Raw genomic sequence first — 14,330 nt, forward strand, 5'->3', positions numbered from 1 at the left:
CGGCCTCTGGTTCCGGATGGCCGTCGCGACCGTCCTCAGTGCGGTGCTCTCGATCGCCGTCGTCGGGGTCGCCCCCCTGCTCGTCGCGCTCCCCGTCTTCGGCACGATCCGGTACGGCGTCGAGGCGCTCGAGGGCGTCGTCCCCGTTCCCGCGGCGACCGTGCTCGTGGCCGCGATCGCGGCGACCTGTCTGGTCACCGTCGAGTGGTCGCTGCGGACCGTTCGGCGGGCTCGAGCGCGCTCGGCGCCGGCGGGAGCGCTCGCACAGGGAACCGTCGAACTGGCCTCGTACGTGCTCTTGCTCGCGTCGATCGTCGTCCTGCTGGCCGCCGTGCCGTACCTCCAAGAGGTGCTTCCCGAGTTGGTCTTCGCGATCGGCGTACTCGTCGGCTTCTTCTACCTCCTGACGGCCGCGTACGCCTGGGCCGCCCACGAGTGGGTTCGCTCGCGGAACGAAGACGACGAACGGACGGCCGGCGGCAACTGGCTCGTCCTCGGCGTCTTCGTCGTCGGCTACCTCAGCGTCGCCTGGTGGCGCGGCTTCGTCGTCGTCATCGTGGCCGCGGTACTCGCCGTCGCCCTCGGCGCCGTCTTCGCTCCCGACCGCCTCGAGCGCGTTCGCGACGCCGTCGAACGACGCGCTGCCGAGCAAGAAGAGAGCGAGCCGGTCGACCCCGACGAAGTCTACGGAATCACCGACGAAGTCCGGCGACTCGGGGGCCGACTCGAGCGGGTGCCCGACCCCCGACCGGCCGTCCTCGCGGGAACCGGAACGGTCGTCGGCGCCGTCGTCTACTGGGCGGCGACGGTCGGCTCGACCGACGCGGTCGCAGTCGGATTCGCGGCCCTCGCCGCCCTGGTGCTCGTCGGCGCCCACGTCGGCGGCGTCGTCCGCAACGAGTTCACCGGCGACGCGGCCGTCCTCCGGGAGTTCGAGGGCCGACTCGAGAGCGTGACACGGGGCGACGGCGCAGCGATCGTCGACGGGGGCAACGAGGTCGACGGGAGCGGCGGCGCCGCCACGACGGCTAGGCCGGCGCTCGAGTCGATCGTGGCCCGCCTCGCCGGTCAGGCCGACCTCCCTGCCCCAGAGATTCGCCTCCTCGACGAACGAGCGCCGGTCGCGCTGACGGTGGGCTACCGTCCCGCGTCCTCGACGCTCGTCTGCTCGCGCGGCCTGCTCGAGACGCTCGACGACCGCGAGCTCGAGGCCGTCCTCGCCCACGAACTCGCCCACGTCGCGAACCGGGACGCCGCGGTGCTGACCGCGCTGTCGGTTCCCGGGGCCGTCGCGGGGCTCTCGCGGAGCCGGTACGGGTACAATCCGGTCGTCGAACCGTTCGCCCAGCTCGTTCGGATCGTCAGCCATGCGTCCGTCGCGTTCGTCGCCAGGGGACGGGAGTACGCGGCCGACGACGGTGCGATCGCCATCACCGGCGACCCGGCGGGCCTGGCGAGCGCCCTCGAGACGCTCGACGCCGAACTCGAGATCCGACCGGCCGCGGACCTCAGGGAACGGGACCCGGCGACGGCGTTCTCGATCGTTCCACCGCCGTGGGAGGAACACCGATTTTTCGACCGGACTCGACGATTCGTCGCCAGAGGAGTGCTCGGGACACACCCGTCGACGACGGACAGAATCGACCGCATTCGATCGATCGTCAGCGAGCGATCGTAGCCGCCGGATCGGTTCTGAGCCCTCGAGAATTGGCCCGCCCGATCAGGCGTCTGCGCTTGTTCCGGCAAGCTGGCCGGCGAGCCGCTTCGCGTGACTGACCCGGCTCGGGATGCCCATCCGACTCGTGTAGTTCGTCGCGAGGTGGAGTCCGTCGGGCAGCTCGAGCCCATCGAGGGCGTCCCAGGTGTCGTCGTGGGCGGGAAACCCTCGATGCATCCGTTCGACCTCGAGGAACTCCGCCTCACAGCCAGTGACGGCCTCATACTCCGCACAGGCGAGTCGGGCGAGTCGGCCCTCGGGTTCGGAGACGAGTTCGGGCTCCCACATCCCGCCGAAAAAACAGGTCACGAGGTCGTCGCGACCGAAAGCAACGCCGTTCCAGGAGACGCCGAGGGTGTGAAACGGTTCGTCTTTCCGAATCTGGTAGCCAAAGCCACGCTTGGGCGCCTCGGCCTCGAGATAGACGAGCGTGAGGGGGTTGTACCGCAACTCGCGAAGCCGCGTGGCCGCGTCCGGGGCGACCGCCTCGAGCAACTGGGCGCTCGCATCCGCGGGCGTGGTCACCACGACCTCGTCGACGACCGCGCGGTCGCCGTCGGCCTCGAGGACGTACCCGTCGCCGTCGTCGCGCTCGCGGATCGACTCGACCGGCGTCTCGAGGTGGACGCGGTCGCGCGTCGCCTCGTACAGCGCCTCGGGAAGGCGCTGATTGCCGTCCTCGAAGACGACGGCGGGCGCACGGTCGCCGTTGCGCGCGAGCCGTTTCACGGCGGGGACGAGCAAGTTCCCTTCACGTTGCTCGAGCCGGATGAGTCCCTCGAGGGCGTGTCTGGCGGGCATTCGGGCGGGATCGGAGCCGAAGATGCCGCCGAACAGCGGGCCGATCACGGTGTGGTACGCCTCGGGGCCGAACTTCCGCGTGAAGAGCTCGGCGGCGGTCTCGTCGGGGCTCGCTGGGTCCGTGAGTGGTTCGGCGAGCAAGCGGAGCTTTCCACGCCAGGAGAGGGCGTCGGTTCGGACGAACGCCGAGGCGGACGTCGGGACCTCGCGCAATTTCCCGTCCGCATAGACGAAAAGCGGCAGGTCGTCGTCGGCGGCGACGAGTTCGCCGGCGAGCCCGAGGTCGGAGACGAGGTCGGCCAGCGACCCCGACAGGCGCATCCGCTGGGGGCCGTACTCGACGACGGTCCCGTTCGTCCGGCCGCTCCGGATCACGCCGCCCGGGGCGTCGGTGGCTTCGAAGGCCACGCTCTCGACGCCGTGAGCGTCGAGGTAGTAACTCAGCGCGAGCCCGGTCAGGCCGCCGCCGACGATCCCGACGCGTGGTCGATCGTGGCTCATTCGTCCGTGGCGGGTGCTGGTTGCTGGGGTGCGTTCAGACACATCGTTCCCTCCACGTCGCGACACTGACACTGCCGGAACTGGTAGTAGCCCGGTTCGAAGCCCGCGACGAACGGTTCGACGAGGTCGGCCAGCACCTCGCCGAAGCGTGGGTCGTCGTGGGGAACCGGCACGCGGTGGAACTCGAGGCCGACGGCCTCGGCGTCCTCGCGGAGGTCGACGTCGAGCTCCGAGAGCGTCTCCGACTGTTCGTGCATGAAGCTCACCGGATCGACGACGACGCGATCGGCGTCCACCGTCTCGATCACGTCCTCGACGTCGGGCTGGGTCCACTCGATGTTCCGGTTCGAGTGGTTCTGGTAGCCGAGCTCGTACGTTTCGACGCCGACGAGCGCGGCGATCGTCTCACAGAACTCCTCGACGTAGATGACGTACCGGCTCCCTTCCTCGAGGTAGTGCGTCGGGGTGCCGTGGGCCGAGAAGACGAGCGTCGTCTCCTCGTCGGCGAGGTCGACCCCGCGCTCGTCGGCGTGTGCCCTGATGGCGTCGGCGCGCAGCCGGGTGTAGAGGGGATGTTTGTGCCAGCCTGAGATTGGGCTCACTCGCACGTCCCACTCCTCGTGAGTCGCGACGGCCTCCTCGAGTTCGTCGAGTGCCGCGACGGTCGTCGACGGGCCACACAGCGGGTAGATCGGTAACCCGATCAGGTGCTCGACGCCGTCGTCGCGGGCTTCCTCGACGGCGTCCGCGACGTACGGCTCGAGGAACTGGTGGCCGACGTAGGTCTCGACGTCGATCCCCCGGTCGGCGAGGGCCGCTTCGAGCAGCGCCGCCTGGGCGTCGGACTGGGCGTTCAGCGGCGAGCCGCCGATCGCCTCGTACTCCTCGATCAGCCCGGGGGCACGCCGGCGGGCGAGTTCTCGGGAGCGCGCCATCGCCTCCTCCTCGGTCGTCGCGCCCTCGAGGTCGGCGTTGTTGAAGAAGATGTTAGTGAGGTACTCGACGACGACCTCGCGTTCCGGTTCGGGCGGTTCGCCGAAGTTGAGCAGGATGATTCCAGTCGTCATTGGTGAGTCAGCTATCGGCCCCTAGGGATGGGGGCATAACAACAGTTACTGCTCGGTGCGTCGGTCGGACAGCCTCTCGACTGTCGTTCGATAACCGAGGGTGCATGATCGAGACTCGGGAAGCGACGAACCTAACGCCCTCTCATCGTTCCCGTCCGGTGAGAACCGACGGGTCGATTCGGACATCGAGGTGGCCGCTTACGTAACTGGCTCGAGCCGAGCGTGACCGGGGCCGCGGAACTCGACGTCGTATCCCGCGAACGTGAACGCGACGGTCGGCGTCGACCCTCGTTGCCACGCGCCGTCGACGAACCGATCGAGTGCGCTGGTGTCGACGACGTCGTGGAGCGGTCGGAGGTCGGTCGGTTCACACTCCTCGATCGTCGCGACGGCCGTGACGATGGCCAGCGTCGGCTGCAGCGGCCGATCGTACGACACTTCGTAGACGGTCTCGCCCGCGTCGTTAGTGACGGCGTCGAGCTCGACCTCGAGTGTGGCGGGGACGTTCATGGCGACCGGATCGTCGACGAGGACACTGGCGTCTGAGGCAGACGCTGATATTGATTGTATTGCACTATACACTAATTCCGCCTGGGCGCGCTTAAGGGCTTCGGGGCCACAGGTCTCCCGGATCGTCCACGAGCTCGTCCGAACCGGTGGCCGACTGGGAAGTCACCGCGAGGGACCGCTCGAGCGAGGTGGCCGTGCGTATCGCTGCCGTCGTCGACGAATCGGGTCCCTTTTTGTGCCCGCCAATCCATCAGTTCAGACGAGATCCTGTTATGAGCACGCGATCGTCGTCCGGTCAGAAGGGTCTGGGATGGTACGGAGGAGTCGCCGCGATCTGGCTCGTCGTCAGCGCGATCGTCGTCGTCGGTATTCAGGCGCTCGACCCGGCGCCCGACGTCGTCAACGCCGGCTACCTCGCGAGCATGTTGATCTTCGGGTTCGCCGCCGTCGCGATCGCGATCATCATCGCTCGACTCGGCGACCGCGCGACGCCGAGCGATCAGGGGCCCGACTGGTCGTCGAACCGGTAACGAACTCCAGTCGGCAGCGTCGTCGCCTCAGAGGCGATCACGGTCGTTCTTCTCGGCGCCAACCGATCCGCTCCGATAGATCGCAAAGAGCAGCAACACGGCGATGACGAAGTCGAGGCCGTGCTCGACGAGGTGGTGGAGTCCCATCGGGACGACCTCGAAGACGGTTCCGAGTCCGACGACCGTTCTGATGACGAGCGCGCCGAGCGCGAGCGTGATGAGGAGATACGGCGTCGTCCGCCGCCGCCGGTAGGCGACCACCCCGAGCAAGAAGAGTCCCGTCGTCCCAATCCCTGCCAGCACGAGGATAGTGAGCAACAGCGGCGAGTCGCGCACCTCGGGCCAGGCCATCAGCGAGAGTAGTTCGACGTAGATCATGGGTGCAGATCGACTCGAGGATCGTCTCCCGACACCGGGTCACTGCACGGCGGTCGGTCCCACAGGGGTGCACCGTCGAGCGTCGACCCCGAGAGACGAGCGGTGGGGTCGAGACTGGACAGTCCTTCGCACCTCGATCGGTTCCGGGCTCCGGTACCTGGCGCCATCCCGTTACTATATCGTGGTCGTTTTCGTGTAGTAAGTACATCGGTCGAGTACGAGAGCATGAGCGACGTACGACACGCCATCGAACGACGGGTCAGGGCCGATCCTGGCATTCACTTCAACGCGCTGGTCCGCGAGCTCGACCTGGCTGTCGGACAGACGCAGTATCACGTCCGACGGCTGTTACGCTCGGGCGAGATCGTCTCCGAGGAACTCTACGGACGAACTCACTACTACCCGGTCGACTACGACGACTGGGATCGGCGGGCGCTCGCGCTGCTCCGCCGGGAGACCTGCCGCGACGTCCTCGTCTACCTCATCGAGTTCGGCCCGGCCCGGCCGGACGAGGTGGCCGACGAACTCGGCGTCGTTCGAAGCACACTCGAGTGGCACCTCGATCACCTCCTCGAGTGCGAGCTCGTCGAAAAGCAGTACGGCGAGCGAAATCGGGTGACGCTTCACCTCGCCACCCCCGAACGAACCGGCAAGCTGCTGGCGCGCGTCACGCCCTCGGTCGCCGACCGACTCGCCGACCGCTTCACCCGCCTCGTCGACCACCTCCTCGAGGACGCGGTGTCGACTTCGAACTATAGTACGCGTTGACAGTCGTTGCACACCCATGCCGAACGGCTGGCCGCTCGGCTGTGACCGGGTGGACATCGCTTACTATGCGTCGCGCTCGATCCAGCCCTTCTGTCGAGTTCGACGGCGCCCGTTGTACTCGGTTTCGATTCGTGCGCGTCGAGCGGTCGTGTCGGCTGACCGGTCAGTCGTGATCGACCGCTCGAGTCGACGGGACGGGGCCGCTGACGGCGTGTTCTTCCGACTCCGTCCTTCGACGGCCGAACCAGACGGTATATTTCGGCTGTGTCCCTAGTTCCGGTGTGCGCGAGATACCTCGATCCGTCTGGTTCGGCCTCGTCGTGGCGCTCGTGGTGGTCGGCGCTGCGGGGTTGTTCGTCGTCGACGTGGGCGCGACCGATCCGGACCCGGTTCACTTCGACGACACCGTCGCGATGGGTATCTCACACCAGGTCGAGTTCGGACTCGATGACGAGACCGAACTTCCGCGCGTGCAGGTGTTCTACTCACAGTACCAGTACGTCGTCGGCTACTACGGCGTCGAAACGTTCGTCGACGACCTCCGACAGGAGGGCCACGAACAACGCTTCGGCTATCCGCTCGCGGTGTACGTCACCGACTACAGCGGGGTCGACTTCGAGCTGAGCGACGAGGGCTACCCGGTGACGGACGAGTTCGTCGGCTGGGTCCACGCCGAAGACGCCTGGTACGTCGCCGGGAGCGACGCCCGCTCGCCCGCCGGCGAGACCGTCGTCCCGTTCGCCGACCGCGACGACGCCGAGGCGTTCGCCGACGAGCACGGCGGCTCGGTCATGTCGTGGGAAGCGGTCCTCGAGGCGGAGTTCGACCTCGCAGGTGCGGAAGTGATTCGTGAGCGAATCGACGACCAGCACGCCGGGGCGGACCGCTTGGTCGAGGAGTCGCGGTCGTACCTCGAGCGCCCCGTCTCGACCGTCGTCGGCGAGGACGCCGACACCGTCCAGGAAGCGATCGACGCGGCGGAGCCGGGTACGACGGTCGTCGTTCCTGAGGGAACGTACGAGGAGGTCCTCGAGATCGACGAGCCGATCACGCTCGCCGGAGAGGGCGAGGTGACGATCCGGGGCGACGAGAACGGCTCGGTCGTCCACGTGACCGCCGACGAGGCGGCCGTGACGGGGCTCGAGGTCACCGGCGTGGGCGACACGGGCCGCGACCCCGACGCCGAGGTCGACGAGGACGAGTGGGACGCGGCCCTGGAGGTCGGCTACGGCCACGGCGACGCCGGCGTCGAAGTCGTCGACGCTGACCACGTGTTGATCGAGGCGGTGACCATCGAGACGGCAGCCAACGGCATCCTGCTTCGTGATTCCCACGACGCGGTCGTCCGGGACGTGACCGTCTACGGAGACGAGGAGTGGGGACAGGGATACATGGGCGTGATGAACATGCGCGCGTCGGGTGTCATCGAGGAGTCGACGCTCACCGACGGGCGCGACAACGTCTACATGCACCGGGCGAACGGCCTCGTCGTCCGGGACAACGACCTCCTCGGTGGCCGGTACGCCGTTCACTTCATGTACACCTCGGATTCGCTGATCGCGAACAACACGGTCCGCGACCAGCACGACGCCGGCATCTACGTCATGACCGATCCCGAGCGCAACGCGATCGTCGACAACGACGTTCGCGGGGTGCCAAGCGGGATCATCACCGACGGAAGCGACTCCTACATCGCGGGGAACGTCGTCGTCGACGCGATCGAGGGCATGCGGATCGGGACGGGGAACTCGATCTACGAGGCGAACGTCTTCCTCGAGAACGACGTCGGCGTGCGTTCGCGCTCCGTCCTCCCCTCCGATCGCGTGGCCGGGAACGACTTCCTGAACAACGAGATCCACGCGACCGCGACCTCCGGCCCGCTTCGCATCTGGACGCACGACGGCGCGGGTAACTACTGGGCGGGCGCCATCGGAACGCCCGACGGCGACGTCCTCGACCGGACGTACTCGGCGACCGATCCCGTCGACGAACGGCTCCACCGCGTCGACGGGACGCCAACGCTCGCCCAGGCACCCGCCCTCGACGCGACGAAGGGATTACAGGGAACCGTCCCCGGAATGCGGGCACAGAGCATCGTCGACACGGCACCGCGGTGTGAACCGGCGAACGCCGACGCACTCGAGGCGGCCGGCTACGGCGACCGACTCGACGACCACGCGTGTGGAGCGACAGACGAGACACCATGACCGAAGACACACCAATACTCGAGGCAGCGAACGTAGACAAGTCGTACGGCGACGTCCCCGTCCTCGAGGGCGTCTCGCTCGGCGTTCGAGCGGGCGAGGTGACGGGACTGATCGGACCGAACGGTGCAGGCAAGTCGACGCTGATCCGTGTCCTCACGGGGCTCCACGAGCCGACCGATGGCTCAGTCGAGTACCACGGCCCCGACACTGCCCGACCGATCGGCTACCTCCCGCAGCGACCCGAGTTCCGCCCCGGATTTTCGACCCTCGAGACGCTCAGCTACTACGCGTCGCTGGTCGGCGACGACGAGGAGACTGCCTACGACCACCTCGAGCGCGTCGGCCTCGAGGCGGCGGCGGATCGGCCCGTCGAGGCGCTCTCGGGTGGGATGACCCGTCTGCTCGGCATCGCCCAGGCGACCATCGGCGACCCGCCGGTGATCGTCCTCGACGAGCCCGGGAGCGGCCTCGATCCAGGGATGTCAGTCCACGTCTTCGACGTCGCCTCCGGTCTGGCGGCGTCCGGGGCGGCCGTCTTATTGAGCTCACACGACCTCACGCTCGTCGAACGGAACGCCGACCGGGTCGCGTTGATCGACGAAGGGCGAATCGTCGAGGACGGGCAGACGACGGCGGTCGTCGACCGGCTCGGCGTCGACTCGCTGTTCGACGCGTTCGAGGCGTCGGTCGCCGGTGAGGCTGGCACGGTCCGCGTCAAGGGTGGTTCCGCATGAACGGAGAGACCGGAACCGGCGACGACGTCGCCGGCGAGACCGTCGCCCGGGAGAAAGCTGACACCCGGGTGAACGACCAGATCGGCGACCGAACCGCTCCGGGTCCGGGCCACGTCGTCGCGACGATCGTCCGCCGCGAGCTGTGGACCGTCGTCCGAACCCGAACGTTCCTGCTGCTCGGATTCGCGCTGACCGCCGTCTTGCTCGGCGTCGCCGTTCTCAGTGGCGGCCTCCGGGCCGGCTACGTGCCGACGGCGGTCGACCTGCTCACCCCGCTCGAGCTCCTCGTCCCCGTCGTCGCCGTCGCCTTCGGCTACCGCGCGGTGCTCGGCGACGAGCAACGCGGCGAACTCGACGTCTTGCGGACGTACCCCGTCTCGCCGTGGCAGATCGTCGGCGGAATCTACCTGGGACGGGCGGCCGGCCTGGTCGCGGCGGTTACCCTCCCGCTCGCGTTCGTCGGCGTCGCGGTCGCACTGACCGAGCGAGAGGCGTCGATCCTCTACGCGACCCACACCGGCGCCGACTCGCCGCTTCTGTACCTCCGGGTGGTTCTCCTGACGATCTTGTTCGCCCTGGTGTTGCTCGCCGTGGCACTCGCCATCTCGGCGATCGCGAGCACCGCCCGAAGCGCGCTCGCCCTCGGCGTCGTCGCCCTCGTCGTCTTGCTCGTCGGGGCCGACCTCGCGCTCGTCTACGGCCTCTCCTCGGGGATCGTTCCCGAAGGGAGCCTGATCCACGCCCTCGCACTGAGTCCGCTTAGCGCCTACCGCGGGCTCGTCCTCGAGACGGCCGTCGTCGTCGCCGCCGGCACCGGCCCCCAGACGGCCGCCCCGCTCTCGAGCGTGATCGGACTGTTGGTCTGGGGCGTCGGCTCGCTCGCGGTCGCGACCGCCGCGCTTCGACGATCCTGACGCTGTAACGGCCGACAGAACGTACGGTGCGTCGTCAAGTTCTCTTCGCCAGCCGAGACTGCCTGAACAGGGAACTCGACCGATTCGAACAGAAGCAGCTACCCGAGGCCGTCGATCAGTTCTCGAGAGATCTCGTCGTGCTCGAGGATGTGTCCGCCGTACTCCTCGGCGAAGGCGTTGGCGTCGTCGGCGTCGGAGAAGCCGACGATCGACTGGCCCATCGCACCGTAGGCGTCGCTGCCGGCCACCAGTGTGAGTTCGGTGGCGTCGGCGAAGTACTCGGCTTCGATGTGTTCGGTAATGAACAGCATCCCCTGTTCGTCGTACACCTCCCAGTCGTCTCCAACGGCCGTGTAATCGGTGAGATAGAGGACGGTCGGATCGAAGCCGAGATCCTTCTGATCGAAGACGTAATCGTACGCACAGAGGCTGCTACAGAAGTACGCCGGCTCGTCGACGTCTCTTCCTGCAGGCAGTGCGTCTTCGTCGGCGTAGAACGCCTGTCCGCTGGGGCCCGGGTGCATCTCGACGATCATCCCACAGACTTCACAGCTCTGCTCGTCGTCGAGCGAGATTGGATCGGGGACCTCGCCGTCGTCGCCGAAACAGCCGGCCAGCGCCGCCAGACCCGCGGTCCCGGTCGCGACGAGAACGGCCCGCCGGGACGCGCACGGTCCGTGATTCGATGTCGTGTGTCGCTCCATACCGCCACTAGCCACCCCGTCGATAAATGACGTCTGGTGTGAACGCCGAACGACCCCTCGTGACTGTGCCGGAACGAGGGCGTCTGGACGGTCGTCTCACGGCATCGGCCCGAAGACCGACATCGTTCCTGGCCAAACTTTATACTATATCAACATAAAGTGCGGGTCGATGAGTGCCGACAGCCGATCCGGTGACGACTCCGAGGATGGCGGGCCGTCGGCTCCCGGCACCGACCTCGAGTTCGTCCTCGAGTCCGGGCCGCCGCTGGATCCAGCCGCCGCGTCGGCCGGGGAGGGCTCCGTGACGATCGTCGAGACGACCCACGGTTCCGCAGCCGACGTCGCCAGCCTCCTCGAGACGAGCGAGCGTGCGCGCCCCGACGTCGTCGCCGTCGAGTTCGACGAGTTCCGGTACAGACGACGGGCAGACGACGCCGAGGACGACGAGATCGACGCAGACGAACTCATGTCCGGCAAGACCGGGTACCAGTTTCTCGGCCACTGGCTGCTTTCGGACGTCGAGGACCGCCACCGCGATCGGTTCGAGGTCGAACCCGGCGCTGACGTGGCAGCCGCGACCGAGGCCGCCGCTCGCCACGACGCGGCGATCGCGCTCGTCGATCGGAACCTCGAGGACACCACCCAGCGTCTGTGGAATCGACTGGGGCTGCGTGAGAAGTACTCGATCGTCGCCGCGCTCACGGCTGACTTCGGTGGGCCGTGGCGAGTGGGGCTCTTTCTCGGACTGTTCTGGGGGCTGCTGTTCGGCTCCATCTTGAGCCTGCTGTGGGGACCGCTCGTGCTCCCGGCGATCCTCCCGCCCGGTGTCGTTCCGACCGGCGGACTCACCGGAGCGCTCTTCTCGACGCTCGACGCCGTCGTCGCCATCGTCGGAATCGGACTCGTCCTCGGAACGCCGCTGGCGCTGGCCCTGGCTGTCGGGACACGCGCTTTCGACGAGACGGCGGTCGTCGCCGGCCGACTGACGGACGCCGACCCCGTCACGGCGACGCTCGAGGCGTTCACACGCGCTTCGTCCGATGCCGACGCGCTGATCGACGGTCGGAACGCGGTGATCGCCCATCGACTGCTCACCCTGCGTGAGGCGGGGTACGACGTCGTCGCCGTCGTCGGGGTGGGTCGACGAGCGGCCATCGAGGCGTCCCTCGAGACGCCGAGCGAACTCCCGCCGGCGGACTCGGTGCTCGGAGCTGTGGAGACGGGGCGGCTCCGATCGCGCCTGTACCACGCCGTCGGCTACGTGTTCATGGGCGCGTTCGTCGTCCTGTTCGTCCTGGTGGCACTCGGCGGGTCCCAGGACGGCGTTCTGGTGCAGCTGTTCGTCGCCTGGTTCCTCGTGAACTTCGTCGCCGCGGCCGGGCTGGCCGTCCTCGCCGGCGCCCACTGGACGAGCGCCGGCGTCGGCGGTTCCATCGCCTGGCTGACGAGCGTCAACCCGATGATCACGCCGGGGCTGTTCATCGGCTACGTGGAGCTGCGGTATACGAACGTGCGCCTCTCTGACGTCTGGCGGATGAAAACGGTACTGGGCGACCGGACGCAGTCACCGCTGTCGCGGCTCACCCGCGCCCACGCCAGCGTCGGACTCTTCCGAATTCTCCTGATTATGACGGTGGCGAATCTGGGCAGCTTCTTCGCGAGCGTCCTGTTCGTTGCCGTGTTCCTCCCGTATCTCGCGGCCGACGTCGGCGGGCTCGGCGGGCTCGGCGATGAACTCGTAGACGCCACGTGGGAGGGCGTTCGGATCCTCTCCGGGCTCCTCGGGTGACGGCGCAGACGGGCACATTCGAGAGACGGACCAGACGCTACTTGCTCGATCGACCGCTAGATGAAGCTAATGAGACGACGTACCTTCCTGCGGACTGGTGCAGCCGGAACGCTGGTCGCCGCCAGCGGCTGTCTGACCTCACTCGTTGGCGACGACGGCGCCGAACACGCCGTCCTCGAGACTCCCCCCGAGGAGATCCAGCCGACGGCGAGCGCCGATCTCGCCTACCCCGCCTACGGCGAACCCTTCCCACACTTTTCACTCGAGGACCCGCTGTCCGGTGAGACGGTCGACACCGAGTCCCTCGAGGACCCGTTCATCTGTACGGCCTTCTACGCTTACTGTGATGCCGAGTGTACCTTGCTGCTCGGGGCGCTGGCGAACGCACAGGCCGAACTGCTCGAGCACGGCCTCGAAGACGTCCGCTTTCTCGCGGTCTCGTTCGATCCAGAGCGGGACACGGCGGCGGCACTCGAGGAAAACGCGACGGCGATGCGCATCGACCTCGAGGCGGGCAACTGGCACTATCTGCGCCCCGAGGACGCAGCCCAGGCAGAAGCCATCGTGACCGACGACCTCGGGATCGGCTACCAGAAGGTCGGCCCCGAGGAGGCCTACGACTTTCAGCACATCACTGTCACGTTCCTGGTGAATCCCGACGGCTACGTCGAACGGGCCTACCAGACGGACCGTCCCGACCCCGAACTGATCCTCGAGGACACGCAGGCGATACTCGATAACTGGGGATGACCGTCACGCTCGGACTGCTCGCTCCGCTCGAGACGTGTTACGATCCGTCGCTCGATCCGACGATCGGCACGGAGGTGATCGGGCCGGTCGTCTTCTTCCTGATCGGCTTACTCGGCGGTGCACACTGTCTCGGAATGTGTGGTCCGCTGGTGACGACCTACGCCGATCGACTCCGCGAAGATGGGGCCCGACGCGACCTCGTGACGACGCGGATGGTTCGCCAGCACGCCCTGTTTAACCTGGGTCGGGCGGCGAGTTACGCCGTTCTCGGCGGTCTCTTCGGGCTGCTTGGCACGCTCGTGTTCGTCACCCCCCAGCAACTCACGGCCGTCGTGGTCGAAGTCCACGCGTGGACCGGACTGCTGGTCGGAACGCTGATCGTCGCGATGGGGCTCCACTATCTCGCCGGCCGGGGCGTCCTCGGGGGCTCGGTCGGCATCCCGATCGTCGGATCGGCCCTCGGCGGCGTCCAGCGCTGGCTCCTCGCTCGCGTCGACACCTGGGTCGGCGACGCCAGGATCGCCGGGCTCGGCGCGGCCCACGGTGCGCTCCCGTGTCCGCTGCTCTACCCGGCTTTTCTCTACGCGTTCGTCCAGGGATCGCCCGTCGGCGGCGTCGTCTCGCTCGCCGCCCTCGGGCTGGGAACGATCCCGTCGCTGTTCCTCTACGGCACGTTCTTCGGGTCGCTGAGCGTCGAGATGCGCGTGCGTCTCCACCGCGTCCTCGGCGTCGCGTTCATCGCGCTCGGCTACATCTCCATCCAGCACGGGCTCATGGCGATCGGCATCCACCTGCCACACCCGCCGATCCCGTACTACGACCCACTCTGACCGGCCACCCCGGTGTAATCGATTGTTACTCGAGTCACATCGAGTGCTTACCCGAGCGCGCTCGAGGAAACGTTCTCGTACTCGTGACACTCGACCGAACGGTCGGATTAACCACCCGTACCAACGCCAG

The 14,330-nt window shown here is 67.6% G+C and carries 14 protein-coding genes; 9 read left to right on the plus strand and 5 right to left on the minus strand.

What is annotated here, in order from left to right:
* Positions 1 to 16: 16 nt before the first annotated feature.
* The gene (locus NMQ09_RS09600) at positions 17 to 1,678 is read left to right on the plus strand and encodes a M48 family metallopeptidase (RefSeq protein ID WP_255194576.1); all 1,662 of its coding nucleotides are present in this window, start codon (positions 17 to 19) and stop codon (positions 1,676 to 1,678) included.
* A gap of 42 nt (positions 1,679 to 1,720) precedes the next feature.
* Here the strand turns inward: NMQ09_RS09600 and hemG are convergent, their stop codons facing one another.
* The 3 genes from hemG to NMQ09_RS09615 all read right to left on the minus strand — a co-directional run bounded on the left by hemG (position 1,721) and on the right by NMQ09_RS09615 (position 4,596).
* Entirely contained in the window at positions 1,721 to 3,019 is a 1,299-nt protein-coding gene (gene hemG, locus NMQ09_RS09605) for a protoporphyrinogen oxidase (RefSeq protein WP_255194365.1), read from the minus strand.
* The gene (hemH, locus tag NMQ09_RS09610; RefSeq protein WP_255194366.1) at positions 3,016 to 4,086 is read right to left on the minus strand and encodes a ferrochelatase; all 1,071 of its coding nucleotides are present in this window, start codon (positions 4,084 to 4,086) and stop codon (positions 3,016 to 3,018) included. Before hemH ends, hemG begins: the two co-directional genes overlap by 4 nt.
* 198 nt (positions 4,087 to 4,284) lie before the next feature.
* Entirely contained in the window at positions 4,285 to 4,596 is a 312-nt protein-coding gene (locus NMQ09_RS09615; protein WP_255194367.1) for a HalOD1 output domain-containing protein, read from the minus strand.
* A 272-nt stretch (positions 4,597 to 4,868) separates the two neighbouring features.
* Here NMQ09_RS09615 and NMQ09_RS09620 point away from each other — a divergent pair, with 272 nt between their 5' ends.
* Positions 4,869 to 5,126: a hypothetical protein gene (locus NMQ09_RS09620; RefSeq protein ID WP_255194368.1), complete on the plus strand. Its 258-nt coding sequence runs from the start codon at positions 4,869 to 4,871 to the stop codon at positions 5,124 to 5,126.
* Between the two features lie 27 nt (positions 5,127 to 5,153).
* Here the strand turns inward: NMQ09_RS09620 and NMQ09_RS09625 are convergent, their stop codons facing one another.
* Entirely contained in the window at positions 5,154 to 5,504 is a 351-nt protein-coding gene (locus NMQ09_RS09625) for a DUF7471 family protein (protein ID WP_255194369.1), read from the minus strand.
* Between the two features lie 225 nt (positions 5,505 to 5,729).
* On the opposite strand from NMQ09_RS09625, the gene NMQ09_RS09630 reads away from it, so the two are divergent.
* The 4 genes from NMQ09_RS09630 to NMQ09_RS09645 all read left to right on the plus strand — a co-directional run bounded on the left by NMQ09_RS09630 (position 5,730) and on the right by NMQ09_RS09645 (position 10,127).
* A complete protein-coding gene (locus NMQ09_RS09630) occupies positions 5,730 to 6,272 on the plus strand; it encodes a winged helix-turn-helix transcriptional regulator (RefSeq protein ID WP_255194370.1) in 543 nt (180 codons plus the stop codon).
* A gap of 281 nt (positions 6,273 to 6,553) precedes the next feature.
* The gene (locus tag NMQ09_RS09635) at positions 6,554 to 8,479 is read left to right on the plus strand and encodes a NosD domain-containing protein (protein ID WP_255194371.1); all 1,926 of its coding nucleotides are present in this window, start codon (positions 6,554 to 6,556) and stop codon (positions 8,477 to 8,479) included.
* Positions 8,476 to 9,213: an ABC transporter ATP-binding protein gene (locus NMQ09_RS09640; RefSeq protein ID WP_255194372.1), complete on the plus strand. Its 738-nt coding sequence runs from the start codon at positions 8,476 to 8,478 to the stop codon at positions 9,211 to 9,213. Before NMQ09_RS09635 ends, NMQ09_RS09640 begins: the two co-directional genes overlap by 4 nt.
* The gene (locus NMQ09_RS09645; RefSeq protein ID WP_255194373.1) at positions 9,210 to 10,127 is read left to right on the plus strand and encodes an ABC transporter permease; all 918 of its coding nucleotides are present in this window, start codon (positions 9,210 to 9,212) and stop codon (positions 10,125 to 10,127) included. The genes NMQ09_RS09640 and NMQ09_RS09645 overlap by 4 nt, the downstream gene beginning before the upstream one ends.
* Positions 10,128 to 10,225: 98 nt before the next feature.
* Here NMQ09_RS09645 and NMQ09_RS09650 read toward each other — a convergent pair whose 3' ends face one another.
* Positions 10,226 to 10,831 carry a nitrous oxide reductase accessory protein NosL gene (locus NMQ09_RS09650; RefSeq protein WP_255194374.1) on the minus strand — a complete coding sequence of 202 codons (606 nt, stop codon included), beginning with the start codon at positions 10,829 to 10,831 and terminating at the stop codon, positions 10,226 to 10,228.
* A 169-nt stretch (positions 10,832 to 11,000) separates the two neighbouring features.
* On the opposite strand from NMQ09_RS09650, the gene NMQ09_RS09655 reads away from it, so the two are divergent.
* The 3 genes from NMQ09_RS09655 (at position 11,001) to NMQ09_RS09665 (ending at position 14,200) form a co-directional block, all read left to right on the plus strand.
* Positions 11,001 to 12,620, plus strand: a complete 1,620-nt coding sequence (locus tag NMQ09_RS09655; protein WP_255194375.1) for a TraB/GumN family protein — start codon at positions 11,001 to 11,003, stop codon at positions 12,618 to 12,620.
* Positions 12,621 to 12,689: 69 nt separating this feature from the next.
* Positions 12,690 to 13,370, plus strand: coding sequence for an SCO family protein (locus tag NMQ09_RS09660; protein ID WP_255194376.1), 681 nt, complete (start codon positions 12,690 to 12,692; stop codon positions 13,368 to 13,370).
* Positions 13,367 to 14,200 carry a sulfite exporter TauE/SafE family protein gene (locus NMQ09_RS09665; protein WP_255194377.1) on the plus strand — a complete coding sequence of 278 codons (834 nt, stop codon included), beginning with the start codon at positions 13,367 to 13,369 and terminating at the stop codon, positions 14,198 to 14,200. Before NMQ09_RS09660 ends, NMQ09_RS09665 begins: the two co-directional genes overlap by 4 nt.
* Positions 14,201 to 14,330: the final 130 nt, after the last annotated feature.

This window comes from Natronobeatus ordinarius, from assembly GCF_024362485.1.
In the GTDB taxonomy this organism is placed as follows: Archaea; Halobacteriota; Halobacteria; order Halobacteriales; family Natrialbaceae; genus Natronobeatus; species Natronobeatus ordinarius.